This is a genomic window from Neptuniibacter sp. QD34_54, from assembly GCF_047778055.1.
GTDB lineage: Bacteria > Pseudomonadota > Gammaproteobacteria > Pseudomonadales > Balneatricaceae > Neptuniibacter.
Genome location: NZ_CP180546.1, coordinates 3,792,484 through 3,814,171, shown reverse-complemented (window position 1 = coordinate 3,814,171; position 21,688 = coordinate 3,792,484). Strand labels below are relative to the sequence as shown.

Here is a 21,688-nt window from a genome sequence, read left to right as displayed (position 1 = left end):
GAGATCAATGTTTGATCCTAAACTAGCCATCGAGTGGCTGACAGCGAAGCAGAAGCTTTGCCTGAAAATGGAGCTGCCTCTAACAGAACTGGTAGTCGAGCTGTATGAGTACGTAGACCAGTTTAGTGAGCATAACCTTACCGGGCTATCTGACTTTCTAGCGTTGTATGCTGAGCTGTTGGAGTCTTTAGATGAGACTCAACTAAAGCAAACCGAAACCGTTATGTCAGAGATTTCTGACAAACTGCAGGGCTTGTTTTCTCAGTCACCAGAGGAAGTCGCGCAAGGCTTAGTGACGTTATTGCAAAGTGACGATTGGCCAGAGCCCGTAGTTGCTGAAGATGCTGAATTCCTACTCGAACTTTTACAAGATGACGGTTGCCAGCTGCAATCACAATCACAATCACAGGTAAGTGATGTTGAACAGGTTGAACTGACTGCAGAAGTTGATGAGTCGAATGCTTCTGAGGCAGATTCAGAATCACCTAGCCATCCGATTGCGGTTGAGTTGGTTGAGCTTTTACAAGCTATCGCTGTTTCATTATCTACGCTCTCTGAAGAGCAATCTGATCACCTCTATGATCTGATTGATCGCTGCTCTGAAGATGATTTGACCGGTGTGGCGGATACGCTGGCGCTTTACGGTGAGCTACTTCAGCAAATAGATGAGCTGGAAGATGCCCAGATTGTGACGCAATTAAATACAGCACTCATCAACCTTCTACAGAACTTAAACCCTCAAGAGATTGAGCCGGCACTCGAATTGATGAAAGACTCAGCTTGGGTAGAACCGGTCGTTGATGAGGATGTTAGCTTCCTGATTGATCTACTGCGCAGCGATTTTAATACCTTAGCAGGCGATGTTGCGCTGAAGAGCTCTGATGATGTGGAAGAACTTGTAACAGAACCTGAACTATCTATTGATCCAATAGAGTCAGCTGCATCTGCTGAGCAATGTTGGCCTGAACTTGTGCCATTGTTGCGACAAATGGCAGTTGATATCGCCCTGTTTGAAGCTGAATATAGCGATCAATTCTATGATTTGATTGATCGCTATTCCGAAGAGGATTGGGCAGGTATTGCTGATATGTTGGCCCTGTATGGCGAGCTATTACAGCAACTCGGGGAGCTTGAAGGTTCTCACATAGCTACCAAGCTAAATAGTGCGATTATTCGTTTGTTAGAGCAACCAAGTGAACAGAATATTGATTCACTACTGGCCCTTATGAATGATTCCGCATGGATTGAACCTGTGCCTGAGGAAGACGCTAGTTTTCTTCGCGATCTGTTATTGGGTGATTGTCAGAAATTAGGTGTTGAATGTGATGACACCGCTCAAAGTGAATTGCTTGAGCCGTCGATCGAAGCTGATCTGCCACAACCTTCACAAAGTGACATATCGAATAAACTGCCAGCATTATTGCCATTGCTACGGCAGGTTGGCGAGGATCTAGATCGTTTTGAAGAACTCCACTCCGATCAATTCTACGAGTTAATTGATGATTATTCTGAGGATGATTGGACCGGTATTACTGACATGCTTGCGTTGTACGGAGAGCTACTACTGCAAGTACCTGAATTATCAGACCTAGCGGTAGTCGAACAGCTACATCGTGCGATAGAAAATCTATTAGAGTCTGCAGATGATCAACAGGTTGAGTCTGTATTGAATTTGATGGTTGAGTCCGGTTGGTCAGAGCCTGTTTTGGCTGAAGATACCGATTTCTTAAAGCCCCTTCTTGCGCAAGATTTAGAGCGATTACGTGAAGAGTTTAGTAGCAGCGATTCATGTGATGACGAAGCTGATGTTGTTGAAGAGTTAGTGGTTGAAGAGCTAGTGGTTGAAGCTGAAGCTAGTGTCGCAATTCTGCCTGAAGCACCGGCTTTCTGTGAGATTGATCAGGCTGTGTTGGAGCAGGGGAATGCCCAAGTGGATCCTGCGGTTGTCACAATGCTGTCACAATCAATCCAGCAGCTATCTGATCAGTGGTTGCAGACTGAGATAGAGCCATCAACGGTAGAAGAGAGCATTGATGGTCTAGAAACCGTTATTCGTGCACTACAGACCATTAACCTTAATGGTGCAAAAGTGCTGGTTGAAGGCTTAATTGCGAACCTAAGTTATCTACAGCAACATCAGATTCCGCTTCTAGAAGACAAAATTAATGCAGTTTATAGCGCCCTTAACTGCTTACTGGATTACTTCTCCGATCTCGGTGCTGCAGAACATCAACAAGCACTGTTGACTGCTTTTAGTCATGAATCCCTGCCTTGCAGACCTACGGCTGAAGAAACTAAATATATTACTGATCTGTTTGCGCTGGCTTCGCTGCAGACCAGTGATGATCTGGTGCGGGAGGAAGCCAAACCTGAAGATGTTGAATTACATGAGTCGGGTGAAATCGATCCTCAGTTATCGGATATGCTGTACAACGAACTACCGACGCTGTCGGACGAATACTTAGACAGTATTCAGCAGTTGTTGGATCAGGAGCATAAGCCTGCATTACGTAGTGCTCAGCGTGCGGTACATACCTTGAAAGGCTTGGCCAATATGGCGGGTATCAAGGGCTTGGCTAACTTGGCTCACCGCCTAGAAGATGTATTGGAATTCTTAGCGGATCAGGATCAGCTGCCTACAGGTAGTTTGAAAGATGATCTGTTTGAAGCGTCTGATTGCTTAGCTGCAATGGCAGAGGCTATCACTGCAGGCGGGCGCGCGCCTGACAATGCTCTTTCGACGTTACAGTTGATCATGGATTGGGATTACCGCCTTAAAACAGAAGGTGTGGACGCCCTTGATAAAGAACAAGAACGTACAGTTGTAGAACCGGCGGTTGCAAGTGCTGATGATTCTGCTGATGTGACTGAAAAACCACAAGCAAGTGAAGCAGAGGCTCCTGCAGTAGACAGCGCTCGAGAAGAAAACCAGGTCTTCCGAGTACCGCGTACGGTATTGGACACCCTGTTCCGTTTGGCGGGTGAGTCAAATACGTTGAACGCCCAGCTTGATGAAGAGGTTACACAGTTACGCGGCTTTACTCGAACTAACCGTGAGCGTCATCGTAACTTGCAGCGTGTTCTCTTTGAATTGGAGCAACAGTTCAGCGAGCAGATGAATCTACAGCCTCACCTGGATGAAAACGCGGATGACTTCGACCCACTTGAGATGGACCGCTATAACGAAATGCACACGACCATCTCTCGTGTACAAGAGGCGGTAGCAGACGTGCGTGAGGTAACTCAGGAGATGGAAGGGCATATCCATAGCTTGAGTACCCTCCATATCGCGCAATCCAGCTTGCAGAAAGAGACCCTCGACAATGTTTTAAGTACACGACAAGTCGAAGTCAGTACGATCTCTTCACGTTTACAGCGTATCTTGCGACAAGTATGCCGTTCTACCGGTAAAGAGGCACGTTTGGTTATTCAGGGTGAAGATACGCTGGTGGATAGCAATATCTTGAATCAGCTAGCTGACCCTCTGATGCATATCATTCGAAATGCGGTCGATCATGGTCTAGAAAGTACAGGTTTAAGGCGTCAACGAGGTAAGCCTGAGCAGGGTACGATCACTTTAAGTTTCGGCCTCCACGATGGTCAGATCAAAGTAAGCTGTAAAGATGACGGTGATGGCATCAATACCCAGCGGGTATTAGCAGTGGCTCATGATAAGAAATTGATCGAGCCTGATCTGCCATTGAGTTCAGATGATGTATACCGACTCATACTTATTCCTGGTTTCTCAACTCGTGATGAAATTAGTCAATTGTCCGGTCGCGGCATTGGTATGGATGTGGTGTATCAGCAGATCTTGCGCCTACAAGGTACCTTGGATATCCAATCGACCTCAGGTGAAGGTACAGCCTTTACCTTGGCGATGCCTGCCAGCTCCTTGATGGTTAAAACTTTGCTAGTTCGCTGTGGTAAACAGGTATTTGCTTTATCTGGGCATGGTGTTGAGCAGAGCTTAATTTCGCTGGATGGCCAGTTCCAAGAAACCGAAGAGGAGCTTTCCTTTATCCACGAAGGTGAGAGCTATCCAGTATTTATGCTGGAAAACCTTCTGCATCAACGTAAGCATCTCTATCTTGAGCCGGGTGCCGTACACCCAGTATTGATTGTTAATATGGCACAAGGTGAACGAGTGGCTGTTTTGGTCAAAGAGATCATCGCTCACCGAGAACTGGCCTTTAAACAGATGGGCGAATATGTACCGGATCTTCCAGGTATTCCGGGCCTTACTATTCTTGCCAACGGTGAAGCGGCGCCAATCGTCGATTTACCAGCACGTATTCGACATCAACGTACAACATTGTCCGATCAGCCAGTGCTGATTGACAGTGATATAGATTTGGAGCTTCCACGCTTATTGGTTGTGGATGATTCATTGAGTGCGCGGAAATCTCTTGAGACCTTGTTGAAAGACACCGGTTATGAAGTGATGACGGCGATAGACGGTTTGGATGCGTTGAATCAGGTGCGTAAGCGCCAGCCTGATTTAATTCTGACTGATATGGAGATGCCTCGTATGGGGGGCGTTGAACTTTCCACCATATTGAAAAACCGTGAAGAAACGGCTCATATCCCAGTGATAATGATCACCTCGCGATCGACTGATAAACATAGATTAGAGGCAACGGATGCAGGAGTCGATGTGTATCTGACCAAACCATGGTCAGAAAACCATTTGTTAGATCAGGTGGAGAGCTTATTAGCTGAAGCTTGCGTCTAAAAAGGAGTATCTGATGCGTTTGATTCGTTATGTTTTGATGAGTTTTCTCTTTCTCAGCGGTCACAGTGCTGCTGAGATAACCTCTATTGAACATGCCATAAATACGGCTTCTCACCAGAGTATGCTGACTCAGCAGATGCTGAAGGATTACATGCTGATAGGTTTATCGGTGCGTGGGCGTAAGGCAGAGCAAGAGTTAGCTGAATCGATCAAAGATTACGAGAAAACCCAAAAACAGATTTTGGCTTATGCTAAGACAGATGCTGAGAAACAAGCGTTAAAGCGTGCAGCTGAGCAATGGAAAGTGGTTAAGCCGCTTTATCTTGCTCCTCCTTCTCGAGAAAAAGCGGCCGAAGTCAGACAAGCAACCGAACTGTTGCTGCAACAGTGGAGTGCGGTCACTATGGAGATCGTAGAGAATAACGATAGTCGCTTTGGCAAAGTGATTAGCAACGCAGGCTTTGTCCGCATGTTGGCACAACGTGTTACCAGCCACTACGCGCTACGTGCATGGGGTTTTCAGGATGAGTACAGCGAAGCCTTTATCAGCTCACTACAATTGTTTGAACAGAACCGAGCGGAATTAGAAGGCGACCCGCTTAATAACGATCAGATCAAATCTGAACTGAGCAAAATCCAACGTGACTTTAAGCGCTTTAAGGGACTATCAGATTCAGCGTCTGATAAAGGGCGTTTAGCCCTAGTGGTGAGATCTGCCGAAAAAATCACCACCAGTATGGATAAAGTCACTGCGATGTATGTTTATCAAGGTTTGAGCTTTTAATAGTTATTTATAGTTAGCCATCAGGGGGTAATAGCTAAGTTATTGCCCCTCGTTCAGATCATCCATACATGTTCAACTTTCTGTACATTACAGAATGCCTTTCCTATACTTGTACTATTAATTGTACAGGTAATGTTTTATGAAAATTGTTTCCTTCACCGAAGCGCGTAATGGCTTGAAGGCTGTTTTGGACGGTGTGGTTAATGATGCGGATACAACTGTTATTACTCGGAGGGATTCCGAAGATGCGGTGGTCATGTCATTAGATTACTACAACAGTTTAATGGAGACTGTTCACCTTCTGCGTTCCCCTAAAAATGCTGAACACTTAGATCGGTCAATTGCACAGTATCGAGCGGGTCAGACTAAGGAGCGTGAGTTGATTGATGAGTAATCCAAGACTTTTATCATGGACCGATGAAGCTTGGGGGGATTATCTCTATTGGCAAACCCAAGATAGAAAAACACTTAAACGTATCAATAAGCTCATCATAGATTCTAAGCGTTCGCCTTTTGAAGGCGTCGGTAAGCCTGAGCTTCTAAAGGAAAATCTTGCAGGTTTTTGGTCTCGTAGGATTGATGATACCAACAGGCTTGTTTACGCCGTAGATGATCAAGCTATCACGATCATCTCTTGTCGTTATCATTATTAGAATTTGACGATTAGTAAGCAGGGTGCAATAGGAACCTATTGCACCCTGCTAGGTGTCTTCAGATAGTCAAAACTAACTTGCCCTGAGTTCTACCAGATCTGCTGGCATCAAAAGCATCACCGACTTTTTCAATAGGATAAGTGTCAGCCAGTTGAAGCTCTAGCTTACGGTCGGCATAAAGACCTGCTAAGCGATCTAGTTGTTCGCTATTCGCTTCTACACGGATAGGCTCTACTTTCACCTTCATCGCTTTACCCGCTGCGATAACCTCATCTTTGGTCACTGATGGCAGTGTTACTAGCGTACCGCCAGGCTTCACACAGTTAAGCGCTTCGATACCGATCTCGCCGCCCATACCGTCAATAACCAGATCGACATTATCGATATGATCGGTGATTTTGTCGTTGTGGTAATCGATCACTAGGTCCGCACCGAGTGATTTCAAGAACTCATGGTTTTTAGCCGATGCAGTCGTTGCAACGCGCGCGCCCATCCATTTCGCTAGTTGAATCGCTAAGTGACCGACACCGCCAGCACCTGCCAGAATCACCACTTGCTGGGATGCCTGTAGATGGCCTTTATCAAACAGTGCCTGCCATGCGGTTAGACCTGCTAAACCTAAACCTGCTGCTGCTTCAACTGGTAGACCTTCAGGGCGAAGGCTAATCTGATCTGCTGGAGCTGCAATATACTCAGCAAAGCAGCCTGCTGCTTCAGGGAAGCGGATTAAACCGAATACTTCATCACCGACACTAAATTCAGTGACATCATCGGCAATGGCTTCAATCGTGCCTGCAAATTCCCAACCAGGAACAAAAGGTAACTCGCCAATAAACGGCGCTGCGCCGCCGCCCGAACAGGTTTTCCAATCGATCGGGTTTACGCCAGCGGCTTTGTTTTTGACAAGGACTTCACCTGAATTCAGTTCAGGTTTATCCAGTTCGGTATATTTTAAGACGTCGTTGGAACCAAACTGTGCAATTTGTATCGCTTTCATTTACTACTCCAGCAGCTGCGTAATACTAGCGTCGTTAATCTGCGCTATGGTCTGGTGGAAAAATAAGCCGCTCAACCAAGGCAGTGCAGCCGACTACATTGTTTTTTGGTACGCTAGGGAACCGTTTTTGGTTCAAAGGTCATCTGATCAATGAGCCGTAAGCATAAAACGGGTTACTTTCTACTGGCAATAAGTAAAGGCGAATGTGATGTATCTGGCAATATTAGAGCAATTTTTATTTTGGGGTGGTTTGCTAGTATTTTTGGTTTCTCTAGCGATGTACGCTGGACGCACCAAAGACTTTAAGTCGCTGGTGGAATTTTGGAAACCTACAATGGACATGACAAAGCGGGAATTTAACGTAAACCGCGTCGGTCTTATGATGATGATAGGTGCCGTGGCGATAAAATTAATTGTATTTTTAACTTACTAAAAGGTAATTATGAAAGGAAATCCAGTAAGAGGTGGAAGCTATGTTTTACGGGGATTGCAGATGTTGCCAGACCCGGAGATTCGCCCCTTTGTACTTGTCCCACTACTAACCAATATTGTGCTGTTTGTAACCGCGATTTGGTTATTGTTTAGTAACTTTGGTGCGTGGGTCGATAGCTTAATTGCAACGTTTCTACCTGATTGGGAGTGGTTGCAGTTCCTGCACTACGTTTTATGGCCAGTGATGGCCTTGTTAGTAATTGTCTTTGTTTATTACGGCTTCTCTATAGTCGCCAATATCATTGCTGCGCCGTTTAATGGCTTCCTATCTGAAAAGGTGGAGAAGCGTTTACGCGGTGATATAGTCACTGACGATGGTTGGAAAGAGGTGATCGCGCTAATTCCAAGAGCGATTGGTCGCGAGCTTTCTAAGCTTGCCTATTACCTACCGCGCGTTCTGTTTCTGTTGGTGCTGTCATTTATTCCGGTGATCAACCTGATATCGCCTTTCTTGTGGATCTTGTTTGGTGCTTGGATGATGGCGATTCAGTACTGCGACTATCCGATGGATAACAACAAAGTTAGCTTCAAGAATATGAAGCTGATGTTGAAGTCTGATCGCCTAACGTCAATCGGTTTTGGTGGCTTGATTCAACTTGGCATGCTGGTGCCATTATTGAACTTGATTCTTATGCCTGCTGCGGTAGTTGGTGCAACCATCTACTGGGTTGAGGCCCACTCAACAACTGAGATCGATCTGGACCAAAAGCGTCTGGAATCGTAAATAAATAAACGGCCTGCTTTGAGCAGGCCGTTTTGTTTTATCTCTTCGAATAAGCTTAAGCGGAATGTTCATCTTCCACATGAGACGGTGCGATCATCTCTGTTGGGAAGTGACAGGCAAAGGTACTGCCTTTCCCTAGCTTACTCTTAATCGTTAGCTGACCACCGTGACGTGCCAGTACGTGCTTCACAATGGCTAAGCCAAGGCCGGTACCACCGCTAGCAGAAGAACGACTCTCATCCACTCGATAGAAACGCTCGGTTAGACGTGGTAGATGCATCGCTTCAATGCCCGGACCTGTGTCTTTTACCGAGAAGTGGCCGCCTTGCTCGTCAGTCCACCAACGTACTTCAATCTTGCCGTTAGCCGGGGTGTAACGCACAGCGTTAAATACCAGGTTTGAAAAGGCACTGTGCAGCTCAATCTCTTGGCCGTTAAGGTCAAAAGCGTTGTCGATATCGAGTGTGATCTGATGATCTTTATCCAGCGTTTTCGCCAGTTGCTCCGCATCTTCGACAATATGAGTTAGGACACTATGGATCTGGATCGGGTGTTCGTCTGATGCTTGATTACTGGCTTCTAAGCGCGATAGCAGCAACAGGTCTGAAACTAAGTTTTCCATTCGGCGCGCTTGGTTTTGCATAGAACTCAGACCGCGCAGCAACGGTTTTGGCAGGGCTTGGTCCAAGAAGGTCTCCAAGTACCCTCTAATCACTGTAAGCGGTGTACGCAGCTCGTGAGAAGCGTTAGCAACGAAGTCTTGTCGTGTTTGTTCCAGTCGTATTAATCGAGAGACATCTCGAGCAACGAGCAAGCGGTCTTCATCACCAAAGCGTGTGATATGAAACTGGATCTGCATATCATTGTGTGCCGGTGATGGCAGGGTAATAGAGTCGTTGTATTGACCGCGTTTGTAATAGCGTACAAAGCGTGGATCACGCAGCAGGTTCATGACCGGCATACCGCGGTCCGATTCCTGATTAAGTCCTAACAGATGGATGGCAGACTTATTCCACCACTCTAGGTTGTGGTGTCTATCGATGATAATAATGGCATCGGATAGGGCAGACGTTGAGTCCTGAAAGCGCGAAATAATGCTTTTTAAGCGATCTTCACGTTTTTGGCGGCCACGTTGCAGGCGCGATAGCTCATCAAAAAGCTCACCCCAGTGACCTGTGCACTCAGGTGGTTCCTCTTCCACTTCGGATTGGAACCACTGCATCAAGCGGTTGAATTGGCGTGCCTGAAAAACGGCCCATACAAACAGGCTTAACGCTAAAGCCCAACTTGGGTAACCAATTAATAGCCCCAAAGCAAAGGAGCATCCACTCACCAGCAATAAGCTGGTAAACATCGAGTGGCGGTTTTTGTGCATGGTTTTTCCTTGCTAACTAATCAGGCTACATCGGCAGAGAAGCGGTAACCCGTTCCTCTGACTGTTTGTACCAGATAGTCGTGACGCTCGCCAAGTGCTTTTCGTAAACGACGGATATGAACATCAACAGTACGTTCTTCAACGTAGACGTTACCACCCCACACCATATCCAGTAGTTGGCCGCGAGAGTATGCACGATCTTGGTGTGTCATAAAGAATTGCAGTAGGCGAAATTCAGTCGGGCCAAGTTCAATTGGTGTTTGATCAGACGTTACGCGATGTGAAATAGGGTCTAGGGTTAGACCGTCCACTGTGACAGGCTCTTCAATACCTTTAGGTGTCGTACGGCGCAGTACAGTCTTTAGACGAGCTACGAGTTCGCGTGGCGAAAAGGGTTTAGTGATGTAGTCGTCTACACCGGTTTCTAAGCCTTTAATTTTATTATCTTCATCGGTTTTAGCCGTGAGCATAATAATTGGGATATCGGCAGTGGTTTCATCTTTACGCAGACGGCGCGCAAATTCGATTCCACTCATGCCTGGCATCATCCAGTCCAACAAGACCATATCTGGCTTGTCATCCACGATCAGGCCGTGTGCTTCTGTGGCATTGCTTGCTTCAAAGCAGTCGTAGCCAGCCATTTCTAGCGCAACAGCGATCATTTCGCGAATTGGCGCCTCATCATCAACAATCAGGACGCGTTTGGATAGAGACATGCGTAATTGCCCTTTTCAACTCAATTTATCGACGCCAATATTAGAAGACAATAGTGTTACACAAATATGACAAGCGGTAACAATTCGCCATAAACAGTTAAAAAGTAGCTGATTTTAAGGTGTTTTACAGTAAATCTAAGGCCGCATAATGGCCTGCAAGGCCAATAAAAATCGCTAAACCCGCGTAATGATTGTTCAAGAAAGCCTTAAAACAGGCATCGCGCTCGCGATCTCTAATCAATAGTTGCTGATAAACAAATAGTCCGCCTGCCACAGCAAGACCCACATAGTAGATCCAGCCCAGTTGTAACTTCATTCCCAGTAGTACAAATGTAAGTAGGGTAGAAGCCTGAAGCACACCAATAATCACTTTATCAGCATCGCCAAACAGAATAGCGGTGGATTTCACCCCGATCTTAAGGTCGTCATCGCGATCCACCATGGCATACATAGTGTCGTAGGCTACAGTCCACAGCAGCGTAGCTATATAGATCAGCCACGCGTAGGAAGGGACGGTTTCATTTACAGCGGTAAAGGCCATAGGAACCGACCAGGCAAATGCTGCACCTAGCACCACTTGTGGTAGGTGGGTATAGCGCTTCATAAACGGATAGCAGGCCGCGAGTAAGAGGCCGCCACCGGATAACAGGATAGTGGTGAGATTGGTAAAGAGTACGGCAATAAACGCGATCAGCATTAGTCCAGCAAAAAGCACTAAGGCTTCTTTGGCGGTCACTATACCTGCTGGAATAGGGCGCTGTGCAGTACGTTTTACATGACCATCAATTTTACGGTCAGCAAAGTCATTGATGACACAGCCAGCGGAGCGGGTTAGGAAAACCCCAAGGGTAAAGATAATAAGGATGTCATAGCTTGGAACACCTTCGGCAGCAATCCAAAGTGCCCAGTAGGCCGGCCAAAGCAGTAGATAGATCCCAATTGGCTTTTCTACACGCATAAGGCGGCTGTAACCAATCAGTTTTTCTTTGGTCGAAATCGGTGTTGAGGTGCTCGGTGAAGCCATGATCAAGCTCTGCTTAACAAGGTTTCGGCCATTCTACCTCTCCAGCTGGTCGCTGGAAACGCTGAGTTAATCTTAACTCGCGATGAGAGCGGTTACCCTCTAGTTTTCTCCTCTGTAGAGAGGAAAAACTGACTTCCCTGTGCAACCGTTCCATCTTGTATCTATAGCTACCGGTTATTACAGCATGATTTGAACCTGATCATCGACAAAGCGAGCAGGCCACACAGGTACGCTGACATCGGGTTCTTCGATGCAGGCACCTGAGCTAAGTGAAAAGTGTTGTTTGTATAAAGGCGATGCCACCATCGGCTCGCCTTGAAGATCGCCGATTAAACCGCGCGATAGTACGTTAGAACCGCTAAATGGGTCGTTGTTACCTACGGCAAAGATCTCGTTCTCATACTCTGGGATATAGAACAGTGCGATCTGTTGGCCCTCATGCATAGCGGCTACGCCAGAATGAGGGATAAGGTCGTTTTTGCTGCACAGATCGATCCATTCAGCGTTGCTATCAATAGTCGTCATGATAAATATCTCCTAATCGCTAGTTATGCCGGACGGATCTGATCACGTTCCATGATATGAACGATCTGCGGATCAGCCTGTTTTTCAGTGTTCACGAAAGTACGGAAACGTTTTAGTTTCTCTTCGTCTTCTAGTGTCGACTTCCACTCACACTGATAGGTCTCTACTACATGGCTCATTTGTGATTCGAGTTCAGCGGCAATCTCTAGTTTGTCATCGATTACCACTTCGCGAAGGTAATCTAGACCACCTTCTAAGTTATCCATCCAAACCGACGTACGCTGTAGACGGTCTGCTGTTTTCACGTAGAACATAAGGACACGGTCGATGTAACGAATCAGTGTGTCGTCATCTAGGTCGGTCGCAAATAGATCGGCGTGACGAGGTTTCATACCACCGTTACCGCAAACATAGAGGTTCCAACCGTTTTCAGTCGCGATTACACCTATATCTTTACTCTGCGCTTCAGCACATTCACGCGTACAGCCAGAAACAGCAAATTTGATTTTGTGAGGTGAGCGCAGACCTTTGTAGCGATTCTCAAGTTTGATCGCCATGCCAGCACTGTCATTGACACCGTAGCGGCACCAGGTGCTACCTACACAAGATTTCACAGTACGTAGGGACTTACCGTAGGCGTGACCTGTTTCGAAACCAGCATCGACGAGTTCTTTCCAGATCAACGGTAGTTCGTGTAGCTGAGCGCCGAATAGGTCGACACGCTGACCACCGGTGATTTTGGTGTAAAGGTTATATTTCTTAGCAACCTGACCTAACACGATCAGTTTGTCTGGTGTGATCTCACCGCCGGCAACACGAGGAACGATGGAGTAAGTACCGTTCTTCTGCATGTTCGCCATAAAGGTATCGTTTGTATCCTGTAGAGATACCAATGGCTCTTCCATGATGTGCTCATTCCAGCAAGACGCCAAAATAGAACCTGCAGTTGGCTTACAGATCTCACAACCTAGGCCCTTACCGTGTTTCTCTAGTAGTTCAGAGAAAGAGCGGATGCCTTCAACACGGATGATGTGATAAAGCTCTTCACGGGTGTATGCAAAGTGCTCGCAAAGATCGGTATTTACTTCAACACCGCGTTTTTCTAATTCGCAATCCACAACGCTCTTCAGCATTGCTGCACAACCACCACAACCTGAAGCGGCTTTAGTGGCATCTTTTACGTCTGCAACAGAGGTAGCGCCTTCATCGATAGAGCAGCAGATCTGACCTTTAGTTACGTTTAGGCAAGAACAGATCGTTGCTTCGTCCGGTAGGGCATCTGGACCTAGTGCCGGTGCAGCCGAACCATCCAATGATGGCAGGATTAGACTTTGTGGTTTTTCTGGTAGATCGATACCGTTAAGCGCATATTGTAGCAAAGTGTCATATTTGCTGTTATCGCCAACAAGTACTGCACCTAGAAGTTTAGTGCGATCTTCAGAGACAACGATACGGTAGTAAACCTGCTCGTCTTCATCAGAGTATCGATAGCTGATGCTGCCCGGTGTCTGACCGTGAGCATCACCGATAGAGCCTACATCAACACCTAGAAGCTTCAGTTTGGTACTCATATCAGCACCGGTAAAGGCACTGTCATCGCCGGCAATCGCAGCTACAGCTGTTTTAGCCATAGTGTAACCCGGTGCTACCAAACCAAAGATCTGGTTGTTCCACAGCGCACATTCACCAATCGCGTAGATGTTTTCATCAGAAGTACGGCACTGATCGTTAACCATGATACCGCCACGTTCGCCAATCTCTAGGTCGCTTGAACGTGCTAGCGTATCTTGTGGACGGATACCCGCAGAGAACAGGATCAGGTCTGTTTCAAGGTGTGTACCGTCGCTGAAGTTCATGCGGTAGGTGTGTTCTTCACCGGCAACGATCTCAGTTGTCGCTTTGTTGCAGTGAACATCTACATCCAGATCTTCAATTTTGTTTTTCAGTAGCTCGCCGCCATCTTCATCTAACTGAACCGGCATTAGGCGTGGTGCAAATTCAACTACGTGAGCTTTAAGGCCTAGGGATTTCAAAGCATTTGCTGCTTCTAGGCCCAATAAACCACCACCAACTACAACACCAACTTTGGCAGACTCTGCACACGCTTGGATCTTATCTAGATCTTCCAAGGTGCGATAAACAAAGCAGGCATCACCATCATTACCCGGAATTGGAGGGACAAATGGGTAAGATCCGGTCGCCAAGACCAAGGTGTCGTAGGGATATGTACCTTGTTCTGTGATGACCTGCTTTGCATCGCGATCGATCTGCGTTGCACCTTCGCTCAAGTGAAGGTTTACGCTATGAGTTTCATAAAAGTTATCTTCTACCAGACACAGATCCTGATACGTGGAACCGCCGAAATATTCAGAAAGATGGACACGGTCATACGCTGCGCGATCTTCTTCAGCCAGGATGTGAACGTCATATTCATTCGCGCTCTCTCCCGTTACAAAGTTTTCGACAAAGTGGTGTCCTACCATGCCGTTACCAATAACGACTAACTGTTTTTTAGGGCTGCTTGTCATAGCGGAATTACCTATATTTTGTTCTTCGATAACCTCGTCGCAAAGAGGGCTGCCAAATAGCAGCTGCGATCTGCAGGCGCTCAAATCTGTGTTGTTCTTTAATTGGTCGAAATACCATTGGCCTTCACGTACATCGCCAAACAAAACGGCACCTTTCAGGCGATTGTCTTGTAACCAAAGCTTGCGATAGTGGTTCAGCTTCAGATCGTGATAAACCAAGGTTTCAGTGTTTTCGTCGTCGCTTAAGTCACCGCAGGAGAACAGTTCTACTCCGCTGATTTTCAGCTGAGTAGCAACCGCTTCTTCAACATACTGCGCTGACTGCTCTAATAGGGTTGCGGTCAGAATTGCGGTTTGTTGCCAAATCGGTGCGACCAGACCGTAAGTAAATTGATCAAACTGACAGCATTCACCTAGTGCAAAGATGTCGCTATCACTGGTGCGCATCTGGTTATCGACACAGATGCCACGTTCACAGGCTAAGCCGCTCTGTTCAGCGAGTGCTTTGTTAGGCGTTACGCCGATCGCGGTAATGACCAGATCAGCTTTTAGTTTCTCGCCGTCAGACATATGAACTGCTTGTACATGTCCGTCGCCAACGATGGCATCGGTAATCGCATCTAGGCGGAATTTAAGGCCGCGCTCTTCCAGAGAGTTCAATAGCATCGCGGCTGCGGTGCTATCTAACTGGTTGTTCAGTAGGTAAGGTGCACGTTGCAGTACAGTGACATCCATACCCAAAATTCGAAGACCTTCTGCGGCTTCTAGACCTAAGAAACCACCGCCGATCACAACCGCATGCTTATGGCTTTCCGCCATCTCTTTCATGCGATCTACATCTTTCAGGGTGCGGAAATTCATCACACCCTCTAGATCTAGGCCCGGAAGAGGTACGCGAGTCGGGTAAGAGCCTGTAGCCATCACCAACTGGTCATACTCAACTTCGATGCCGGATTGGCTAATAACTTTTTTGTTCTCACGATCAATAACTTCTACTGGATCGCCACTGTGTAACTGGATCCCCTGTTCCGCATACCACTCCTGTGTCAGCGTAATAATATTTTCCAGTGGCGCTTCACCGCTTAGTAGGTGAGATAACAAAACGCGGTTATAGCTGCCGCCGGGTTCTTCACCAAAAACAGTAATATCAAACTGGCCTGCCGCCGATTCGCTCAGGCATTGCAGTAGTCGGCCTGTTGCCATGCCGTTACCAATAATGATTAGTCGTTTTTTCATCTCAAACCCAACGTCAAAAAATAAAAAAAGGCGTTATCCATGCAGCACTTCAGTAAAGTGCCGATGGAGAACGCCTTTGTTCTCTTAGCCCGATTTTTGTAACTAATACTGCAGAATTATCACCCCAACAGATCTTTGTTACACAATAGATATAGCAGGGGGTGTGCCAATTTAAATAAAATCCTTATAAAACATATAGTTAATGTTTTTGGGCCGTTTGGTGATCACTATAAGGGTTTGAATTTGAAGCACAAACCTGTTGCTGTGACCTGTTATGGTGCACTGCAATAGGCATGGATCATTCCAGCATGCTTAATAGAACCAAATTGGAGATCAACAACACTCCGGCTAAAAGTTTCCATACTAGTACTGGGTTTTTCTCTAATAACGGCTGGTGCTGAATCTTGGCTGCTAGTGCATGGTTCGGACGGGTGAAATCTTTTTCAAACTCAGAGAATGCGTCATAACGGAAACGCGGATTAGGTTGCAGCGCTTTACGTAAGCAGCCTTCGACCCAAAGCGGTAGATCTTTGCGATGGTGCAGAGCCGGAATATATTCCAGCTCTGCGTAATTATTGATCTCTGCCGAAGAGGAGGACATCTCTTTGTAGGGCAGTTTACCGGTGATCATCTCGTAAATAATGACAGCAAAAGAGAACAGATCTGATTTAAAACTGCCGGATTCTCCCATCAGATACTCAGGTGCGATGTAATTTACCGAACCTTGTGGAATCGCTTTATCCAGAGGTGAGCTCATCTCCTCGATACCGGCTATTTTCGCGGTACCGAAGTCGATAATTTTTACTCGTCCATCCTGATTGATCATGATGTTTTCGGGTTTCAGATCCTGATGAACCATATCCGCGCGTTGGAACGCTCTTAGCCCTTGAATGATCTGCTTAGCGAGTTTTCGCACCTCATCTAACGGTGGATTAGGATTGTCGTTCATCCACTCGCGCAGGTTCATCCCCTGAATGTGCTCACCGACATAATAGAGAAACAGCTTTTGCTGTCGGCACGGATAGGTTTTCATCACATGGTGATGATCGATCCGTTGCCCCACCCACTCTTCGCGGATAAAGCCATCCAGGTATAAGGAATCATCGGAGAAATTAGTCGATGGTGCTTTGAGTACGTATTGCTGATGAGTTTCTTTGTCTTTCACCAGATACATATGGCTTCGCGTGCCACTAAAAATCAGGTCGAGTACTTCATAGCCATCGATCTGATTGCCAACTTTCATCACTGGAGGAATAGGCAACTGAGTCAGTTGTTGGTGACTCTCTTCCAGCGATTTGACGGGCAGTTCATCGACACAGACGATCAGCGCTGTGAGGTTATCGTCACTGCCTTTAGCTAAAGCACTACTAATCAGTGTATCCGCGGCTTTTTCCGGATCAGAAAAGGCATTTGAAAGAATCTTTTTCATCTCGGCGCGGGTTAAAAAATCGTGCACTCCATCGGTGGTCATCAATAAGAGGTCGCCATCATTTAGCGGTCGAGTGGAATAATCGACTTCTAAATGGCGGTCGCCCCCTAAAGCCCTAGCTAAGTAACTATGCCCACCCGATTTTCGCACATGATCCTGACTCAACTGTTCCAGCTCTCCTTGCTGGAAGTGATAGATGCGTGAATCACCCACATGGAACATGTGTAGGGTGTTGGACTTAATTACCAAGGCCGAGAAGGTACAAAGCATATTGTCCTGCTCGCGATGGCTAAGGTTATTCTCTTTGTGCAGCCAGCGGTTTAAGGCTGTCATTACGCGGGATACAGAGTTTCGTACACTCCAACTGTGGGGGGTACTGAAATAGTCCTGCATAAAACTGGTGACACTGGTTTGGCTGGCGATATGGGAATCTGCGCAGCTACTGACACCATCGGCAATCACTGCCGCAACCCCTTTAAACTCCCGATCTGCATTGTCTGGAATATGAGCTGCAAACGCATCCTGATTGACGGGTTTTATCCCCGCAATTGATTTACCGCCAAAGCGTATAGATAACGTTTTATTACTCATATTCATGCCTATCGCAGAATCAGAAAAGCAGCCCAATCAGATTGGGCTGCGTAAGTTTTGCCTCTCTCTTAAAGGCAAAATTGCTACGAGCTCTTTTATTTAAGTCGCTTGCCTTTTCTATGGGCAATAAAGAGTACAGTTTATGAAACTTTAATTAGTTCCACTGTACCGTCTTCATTTACTTCCGCCATGTGACCTTTTGGCTCTTCTAGCAGTAGTAGTGCCAAGAAACCAAGTACAGCAGTTACTGCGATCACGGTGAAGAAAGTAGAGTAATCAACCATGGATAGCACAGTTAGATAGAACACTGCACCTACGTTACCGTAAGCCCCCGTCATACCTGCAATCTGACCTGTCAGACGACGCTTGATCAATGGTACAACTGCGAATACAGCACCTTCACCCGCCTGTACAAAGAAAGAGCATGCCATAGCAGCAGCAACGGCTAGGAATAGTGGCCATGTGCTATCAATCATAGACATCGTTGCATAACCTGCAGCCAAACCCGCTGTTAGGATCAATAGTGTTTTCTTACGACCAAAACGGTCACTAATCCAACCACCACCTGGGCGGGACATTAGGTTCATGAAAGCGTAAGCAGAGGCTAGAAGACCTGCATAAACCATATCTAGTTCGAATACTTCAGAGAAGAACAGTGGCAGCATAGACACAACCGCTAGTTCAGAACCGAACGTCGCGAAGTAAAGAACGTTTAGTACGGCAACCTGTTTGAATTTGTACTGCTCAACTTCAGGAACCGGCTTCTCAAAGATCTCTTTGTTAACGTTGTAGGCACTTACGCAATCGTACACAAGGATCGCACCTAAGCTCACGTAGATTACAACGGCAGCCATATCAGAAAGGATAGATACGCCTGCTGGAGAAAGCTTCCACGTTAGCAGAGAAAGAGCAGCGTACATTGGCAGCTTCATGATTAGCATGAAGACGAAGTCACCTTTGCTGGTTACTTCCATGCCGCCAATTTTCTTCGGCTTGAAGTAAGTAGAACCTTTTGGCGTATCAGATACGTTTTTGTACCAGATAAAGCTGAAGCCAAGGCTCATTAGGCCCGTTAGGCCAACAGCATAGCGCCAGCCGTCTTCACCACCAAACATCAGTGCTAGTGTTGGTAGCAACATTGCGCCTGCAGCAGAACCGAAGTTACCCCAGCCACCGTAGATACCTTCAGCAGTACCCAGCTCATTTGCAGGGAACCACTCACTTACCATACGGATACCGATTACGAAGCCCGCACCGATAAAACCAAGTAGGAAACGTGAAATCGCTGCCTGAGCAAAGTCAGTCGATAGGGCAAAAAGGAAACACGGAATACTGGCGATAAACAGTAGCGCAGCGTAAGTGATACGAGGGCCGTATTTATCGGTCAGCATACCGATGATGATGCGCGCAGGAATGGTTAGCGCAACGTTAAGAATAAGAAGTGTTTTTACTTCAGCTGGCGTTAGGCTCAGTGATTGGGCAATCGCACCCAGTAGTGGAGCATGGTTGAACCAGACAAAAAACGTAATAAAGAATGCCATCCAGCTCATGTGCAAAATCTTCATTTTGCCGCTGAAAGCAAAAATATTTAGCTTTCCTGAGTCGTTCATAATTAGGGCCCTCGTAAGGTTTTAAAAGCAATAAAAAAGGCGTTCAGACCCCTGTCCTTAACCTTGGGTGGTAGGTTAGGGAGAGAGGTATGAACGCCTTTGTTCGATTCTATGCGAGGATTTATCGCTCCACCGTTGGAGCATTCAGACTAGCTAATAAGGTGCGCTTTGTTGGTGCGCTTTCTTAGCTATGCACTGCTTTAGTCTGACCAAATCCTAGAATTCACCGTTGAAATGTAGGGTTTCAGTGCTTAAGCAGCTTTTTCCTCGCTTTCTGCTTTACCATCTTGCACATCCTGTGCCAGATCTTGCTTTTTATCCTCTTTTGGTGCGGATTCAGCGCTGTCAGGCTTGCGCTGCTTCTCATATAGGAAGGTCAGCACTTCATGACGATAGTGGTTGTACTGTGGGTCATCCGCCAATGCGATACGGTCACGTGGGCGCGGCAGGTCGATATCTAGAATCTCACCGACAGTCGCAGCTGGGCCATTGGTCATCATTACGATACGGTCAGATAGCAGTACTGCTTCATCGACATCGTGGGTAATCATGATCACCGTGTTGTTGAGATCTTTTTGGATCTCCATTAGAGAGTCCTGTAGGTGAGCACGGGTTAGGGCATCCAAGGCACCAAATGGCTCATCCATCAGCATTACGGTCGGCTCCATTGCTAGTGCACGAGCGATACCGACACGCTGCTTCATACCACCGGAGATCTCATCAGGACGTTTGTCCATCGCGTGATCCATGTGTACGAGCGATAGGTTGTGCTCAATCCACTCGCGCATCTCTGCTTTTGATTTCTGCTTACCGAAAACCTGTTTCACGGCTAGCTCAACGTTTTCGTAAGCGCTTAACCATGGCAATAGGGAGTGGTTCTGGAAAACCACTGCACGTTCAGGGCCCGGTGCATTGACCTCTTTACCATCAAGTAGGCAGCCACCTTTAGTCGCTTGATAAAGGCCTGCAACGATATTCAGTACAGTCGATTTACCACAACCGGAGTGACCGATTAGCGAGACAAACTCACCTTTATTGATGGTTAAGTTCACATCCTGTAGCGCTTTGAATGGGCCGTTAGGGGTTGGGAAATCAATATCTACTTTTGTTAGTTCTAAATGCTTTGGAGGCTGAGTCATGATAATTCTCCTGCTGAGAGGCTTGGCCTCTCAGGCTTTAAATTCTGTTAACGTCCTATGTAACGTTTTGCTTTATAGCGCCTTACTTATCTAAGTACCGCAGTCTTATCCCAAGACACTTTCTTCTGCAGGAACAACATAACGCGGTCTAGCATGAAGCCGATCAGACCAATCACAAGCACGGCTACCATGATGCGGCCTAGGGAGCTGGAGCTACCGTTCTGGAACTCATCCCATACGAACTTACCTAGACCAGGGTTTTGCGCCAGCATCTCTGCGGCGATCAACACCATCCACGCGATACCCAGCGATAGACGCAAACCTGTGAAGATCATCGGGATAGAGGATGGCAGTACAATTTTGCTGACATGTGCGAACCAGCTCAGACGTAGTACCTGAGATACGTTCTGCAGATCTTTACTGATGCTAGATACACCTACCGCTGTGTTAAGCAGTGTTGGCCACAAACTACATAGAGATACAGTGATTAGAGATGTCACAAAGGACTTAGCAAACATTGGGTCCTTGCTGACATAAACCGCACTGACAACCATAGTAACCAGTGGCAACCATGCCAGTGGCGATACCGGTTTAAACAACTGAATCAACGGGTTCAGTGCAGAGTAAAGAGTATTGTTTAAGCCGATCACGATGCCCGCAGGGATAGCGATCAGGGATGCCAGAATAAAGCCTGACAATACCGTTACTAGGCTCGTACCGATCTGATCAAAGAACGTCGGGTTGCCTGTGTAAGGGCGGATTTTTACTTTAGCGTTCGGGTCTTTTTCTAGCTTCTTAGCGTTACGTTTCTCTTGGCGCTCGTAGAAAGCAGCCTCTTTATTTCGTTCATTCTGGTGATCGTTTACCAGATTGATGGTTTGTTCATACACTGCCATTGGGCCAGGAAACGCGCCCAAGGATGTATTAATGCTTTTCGCGCCGATCTCCCACACGAAAAGGAAAATTAGTAGACCAACCAGAGGTACCAGAAGGGTTTTGCTGAACTTCTGTAGATTGTCTTTCGGGTTTTCAAAAAAGGCACCGATGCCTGATAGTGCGGATGTATTACTCATAACTTGCTACTCCCTCGTTGACCTGAATTCCTCCCCCAAAACTGAGGGGGAGGAATA

16 protein-coding genes and 1 pseudogene are annotated in these 21,688 nt (G+C 46.7%); 6 read left to right on the top strand and 11 right to left on the bottom strand.

Going from position 1 to position 21,688, the window contains the following annotated elements; genetic code table 11:
• Positions 1-7 precede the first annotated feature (7 nt).
• The 4 genes from ACMXYP_RS17560 (at position 8) to ACMXYP_RS17545 (ending at position 6,172) form a co-directional block, all read left to right on the top strand.
• Complete coding sequence (locus ACMXYP_RS17560) at positions 8-4,735, top strand: response regulator (RefSeq protein ID WP_415882922.1); 4,728 nt, start codon at positions 8-10, stop codon at positions 4,733-4,735.
• A gap of 13 nt (positions 4,736-4,748) precedes the next feature.
• Complete coding sequence (locus ACMXYP_RS17555) at positions 4,749-5,519, top strand: hypothetical protein (RefSeq protein ID WP_415882921.1); 771 nt, start codon at positions 4,749-4,751, stop codon at positions 5,517-5,519.
• Positions 5,520-5,658: 139 nt separating this feature from the next.
• Positions 5,659-5,913 (top strand): type II toxin-antitoxin system Phd/YefM family antitoxin, encoded by a 255-nt coding sequence (locus tag ACMXYP_RS17550; RefSeq protein ID WP_415882920.1) that lies wholly within the window; start codon positions 5,659-5,661, stop codon positions 5,911-5,913.
• Positions 5,906-6,172: a Txe/YoeB family addiction module toxin gene (locus tag ACMXYP_RS17545; RefSeq protein ID WP_415882919.1), complete on the top strand. Its 267-nt coding sequence runs from the start codon at positions 5,906-5,908 to the stop codon at positions 6,170-6,172. The genes ACMXYP_RS17550 and ACMXYP_RS17545 overlap by 8 nt, the downstream gene beginning before the upstream one ends.
• 58 nt (positions 6,173-6,230) lie before the next feature.
• Here ACMXYP_RS17545 and ACMXYP_RS17540 read toward each other — a convergent pair whose 3' ends face one another.
• Positions 6,231-7,169 (bottom strand): NADP-dependent oxidoreductase, encoded by a 939-nt coding sequence (locus ACMXYP_RS17540; protein WP_415882918.1) that lies wholly within the window; start codon positions 7,167-7,169, stop codon positions 6,231-6,233.
• Positions 7,170-7,377: 208 nt separating this feature from the next.
• On the opposite strand from ACMXYP_RS17540, the gene ACMXYP_RS17535 reads away from it, so the two are divergent.
• Together ACMXYP_RS17535 and cysZ are read left to right on the top strand one after the other, a co-directional pair.
• Positions 7,378-7,602, top strand: a complete 225-nt coding sequence (locus ACMXYP_RS17535) for a hypothetical protein (RefSeq protein WP_415882917.1) — start codon at positions 7,378-7,380, stop codon at positions 7,600-7,602.
• Between the two features lie 60 nt (positions 7,603-7,662).
• Positions 7,663-8,385: a sulfate transporter CysZ gene (gene cysZ, locus ACMXYP_RS17530; protein WP_415882916.1), complete on the top strand. Its 723-nt coding sequence runs from the start codon at positions 7,663-7,665 to the stop codon at positions 8,383-8,385.
• 55 nt (positions 8,386-8,440) lie between these two features.
• Here cysZ and phoR read toward each other — a convergent pair whose 3' ends face one another.
• The 10 genes and pseudogenes from phoR to ACMXYP_RS17480 form a co-directional block, all read right to left on the bottom strand.
• Positions 8,441-9,760 carry a phosphate regulon sensor histidine kinase PhoR gene (gene phoR, locus ACMXYP_RS17525; protein ID WP_415882915.1) on the bottom strand — a complete coding sequence of 440 codons (1,320 nt, stop codon included), beginning with the start codon at positions 9,758-9,760 and terminating at the stop codon, positions 8,441-8,443.
• 20 nt (positions 9,761-9,780) lie between these two features.
• Entirely contained in the window at positions 9,781-10,476 is a 696-nt protein-coding gene (gene phoB / locus ACMXYP_RS17520) for a phosphate regulon transcriptional regulator PhoB (RefSeq protein WP_415882914.1), read from the bottom strand.
• 124 nt (positions 10,477-10,600) lie between these two features.
• A complete protein-coding gene (gene ubiA / locus ACMXYP_RS17515; RefSeq protein ID WP_415882913.1) occupies positions 10,601-11,500 on the bottom strand; it encodes a 4-hydroxybenzoate octaprenyltransferase in 900 nt (299 codons plus the stop codon).
• A gap of 177 nt (positions 11,501-11,677) precedes the next feature.
• Positions 11,678-12,025: a nitrite reductase small subunit NirD gene (nirD, locus tag ACMXYP_RS17510; protein WP_415882912.1), complete on the bottom strand. Its 348-nt coding sequence runs from the start codon at positions 12,023-12,025 to the stop codon at positions 11,678-11,680.
• A gap of 23 nt (positions 12,026-12,048) precedes the next feature.
• The gene (gene nirB / locus ACMXYP_RS17505) at positions 12,049-14,553 is read right to left on the bottom strand and encodes a nitrite reductase large subunit NirB (protein WP_415884692.1); all 2,505 of its coding nucleotides are present in this window, start codon (positions 14,551-14,553) and stop codon (positions 12,049-12,051) included.
• A gap of 150 nt (positions 14,554-14,703) precedes the next feature.
• A pseudogene (locus ACMXYP_RS17500) lies at positions 14,704-15,756 on the bottom strand (NAD(P)/FAD-dependent oxidoreductase); the annotation flags it as partial.
• Positions 15,757-16,087: 331 nt separating this feature from the next.
• A complete protein-coding gene (locus ACMXYP_RS17495) occupies positions 16,088-17,809 on the bottom strand; it encodes a protein kinase domain-containing protein (RefSeq protein ID WP_415882911.1) in 1,722 nt (573 codons plus the stop codon).
• A 140-nt stretch (positions 17,810-17,949) separates the two neighbouring features.
• Positions 17,950-19,419, bottom strand: a complete 1,470-nt coding sequence (locus ACMXYP_RS17490) for a NarK family nitrate/nitrite MFS transporter (protein ID WP_415882910.1) — start codon at positions 19,417-19,419, stop codon at positions 17,950-17,952.
• Positions 19,420-19,670: 251 nt separating this feature from the next.
• Complete coding sequence (locus ACMXYP_RS17485; RefSeq protein WP_415882909.1) at positions 19,671-20,558, bottom strand: ABC transporter ATP-binding protein; 888 nt, start codon at positions 20,556-20,558, stop codon at positions 19,671-19,673.
• Positions 20,559-20,644: 86 nt separating this feature from the next.
• Positions 20,645-21,631 carry an ABC transporter permease gene (locus tag ACMXYP_RS17480; protein WP_415882908.1) on the bottom strand — a complete coding sequence of 329 codons (987 nt, stop codon included), beginning with the start codon at positions 21,629-21,631 and terminating at the stop codon, positions 20,645-20,647.
• Positions 21,632-21,688: the final 57 nt, after the last annotated feature.

Bases quoted from the DNA above. Each gene is read 5' to 3' on its own strand.
- ACMXYP_RS17560 (WP_415882922.1), top strand. From the start codon at position 8: ATGTTTGATCCTAAACTAGCCATCGAGTGGCTGACAGCGAAGCAGAAG.
- ACMXYP_RS17550 (WP_415882920.1), top strand. From the start codon at position 5,659: ATGAAAATTGTTTCCTTCACCGAAGCGCGTAATGGCTTGAAGGCTGTT.
- phoB (WP_415882914.1), bottom strand. From the start codon at position 10,476: ATGTCTCTATCCAAACGCGTCCTGATTGTTGATGATGAGGCGCCAATT.
- ACMXYP_RS17540 (WP_415882918.1), bottom strand. From the start codon at position 7,169: ATGAAAGCGATACAAATTGCACAGTTTGGTTCCAACGACGTCTTAAAA.
- phoR (WP_415882915.1), bottom strand. From the start codon at position 9,760: ATGCACAAAAACCGCCACTCGATGTTTACCAGCTTATTGCTGGTGAGT.
- ACMXYP_RS17535 (WP_415882917.1), top strand. From the start codon at position 7,378: ATGTATCTGGCAATATTAGAGCAATTTTTATTTTGGGGTGGTTTGCTA.
- ACMXYP_RS17485 (WP_415882909.1), bottom strand. From the start codon at position 20,558: ATGACTCAGCCTCCAAAGCATTTAGAACTAACAAAAGTAGATATTGAT.
- ACMXYP_RS17495 (WP_415882911.1), bottom strand. From the start codon at position 17,809: ATGAGTAATAAAACGTTATCTATACGCTTTGGCGGTAAATCAATTGCG.
- ubiA (WP_415882913.1), bottom strand. From the start codon at position 11,500: ATGGCTTCACCGAGCACCTCAACACCGATTTCGACCAAAGAAAAACTG.
- ACMXYP_RS17480 (WP_415882908.1), bottom strand. From the start codon at position 21,631: ATGAGTAATACATCCGCACTATCAGGCATCGGTGCCTTTTTTGAAAAC.
- ACMXYP_RS17490 (WP_415882910.1), bottom strand. From the start codon at position 19,419: ATGAACGACTCAGGAAAGCTAAATATTTTTGCTTTCAGCGGCAAAATG.
- ACMXYP_RS17545 (WP_415882919.1), top strand. From the start codon at position 5,906: ATGAGTAATCCAAGACTTTTATCATGGACCGATGAAGCTTGGGGGGAT.
- nirD (WP_415882912.1), bottom strand. From the start codon at position 12,025: ATGACGACTATTGATAGCAACGCTGAATGGATCGATCTGTGCAGCAAA.
- cysZ (WP_415882916.1), top strand. From the start codon at position 7,663: ATGTTGCCAGACCCGGAGATTCGCCCCTTTGTACTTGTCCCACTACTA.
- nirB (WP_415884692.1), bottom strand. From the start codon at position 14,553: ATGACAAGCAGCCCTAAAAAACAGTTAGTCGTTATTGGTAACGGCATG.
- ACMXYP_RS17555 (WP_415882921.1), top strand. From the start codon at position 4,749: ATGCGTTTGATTCGTTATGTTTTGATGAGTTTTCTCTTTCTCAGCGGT.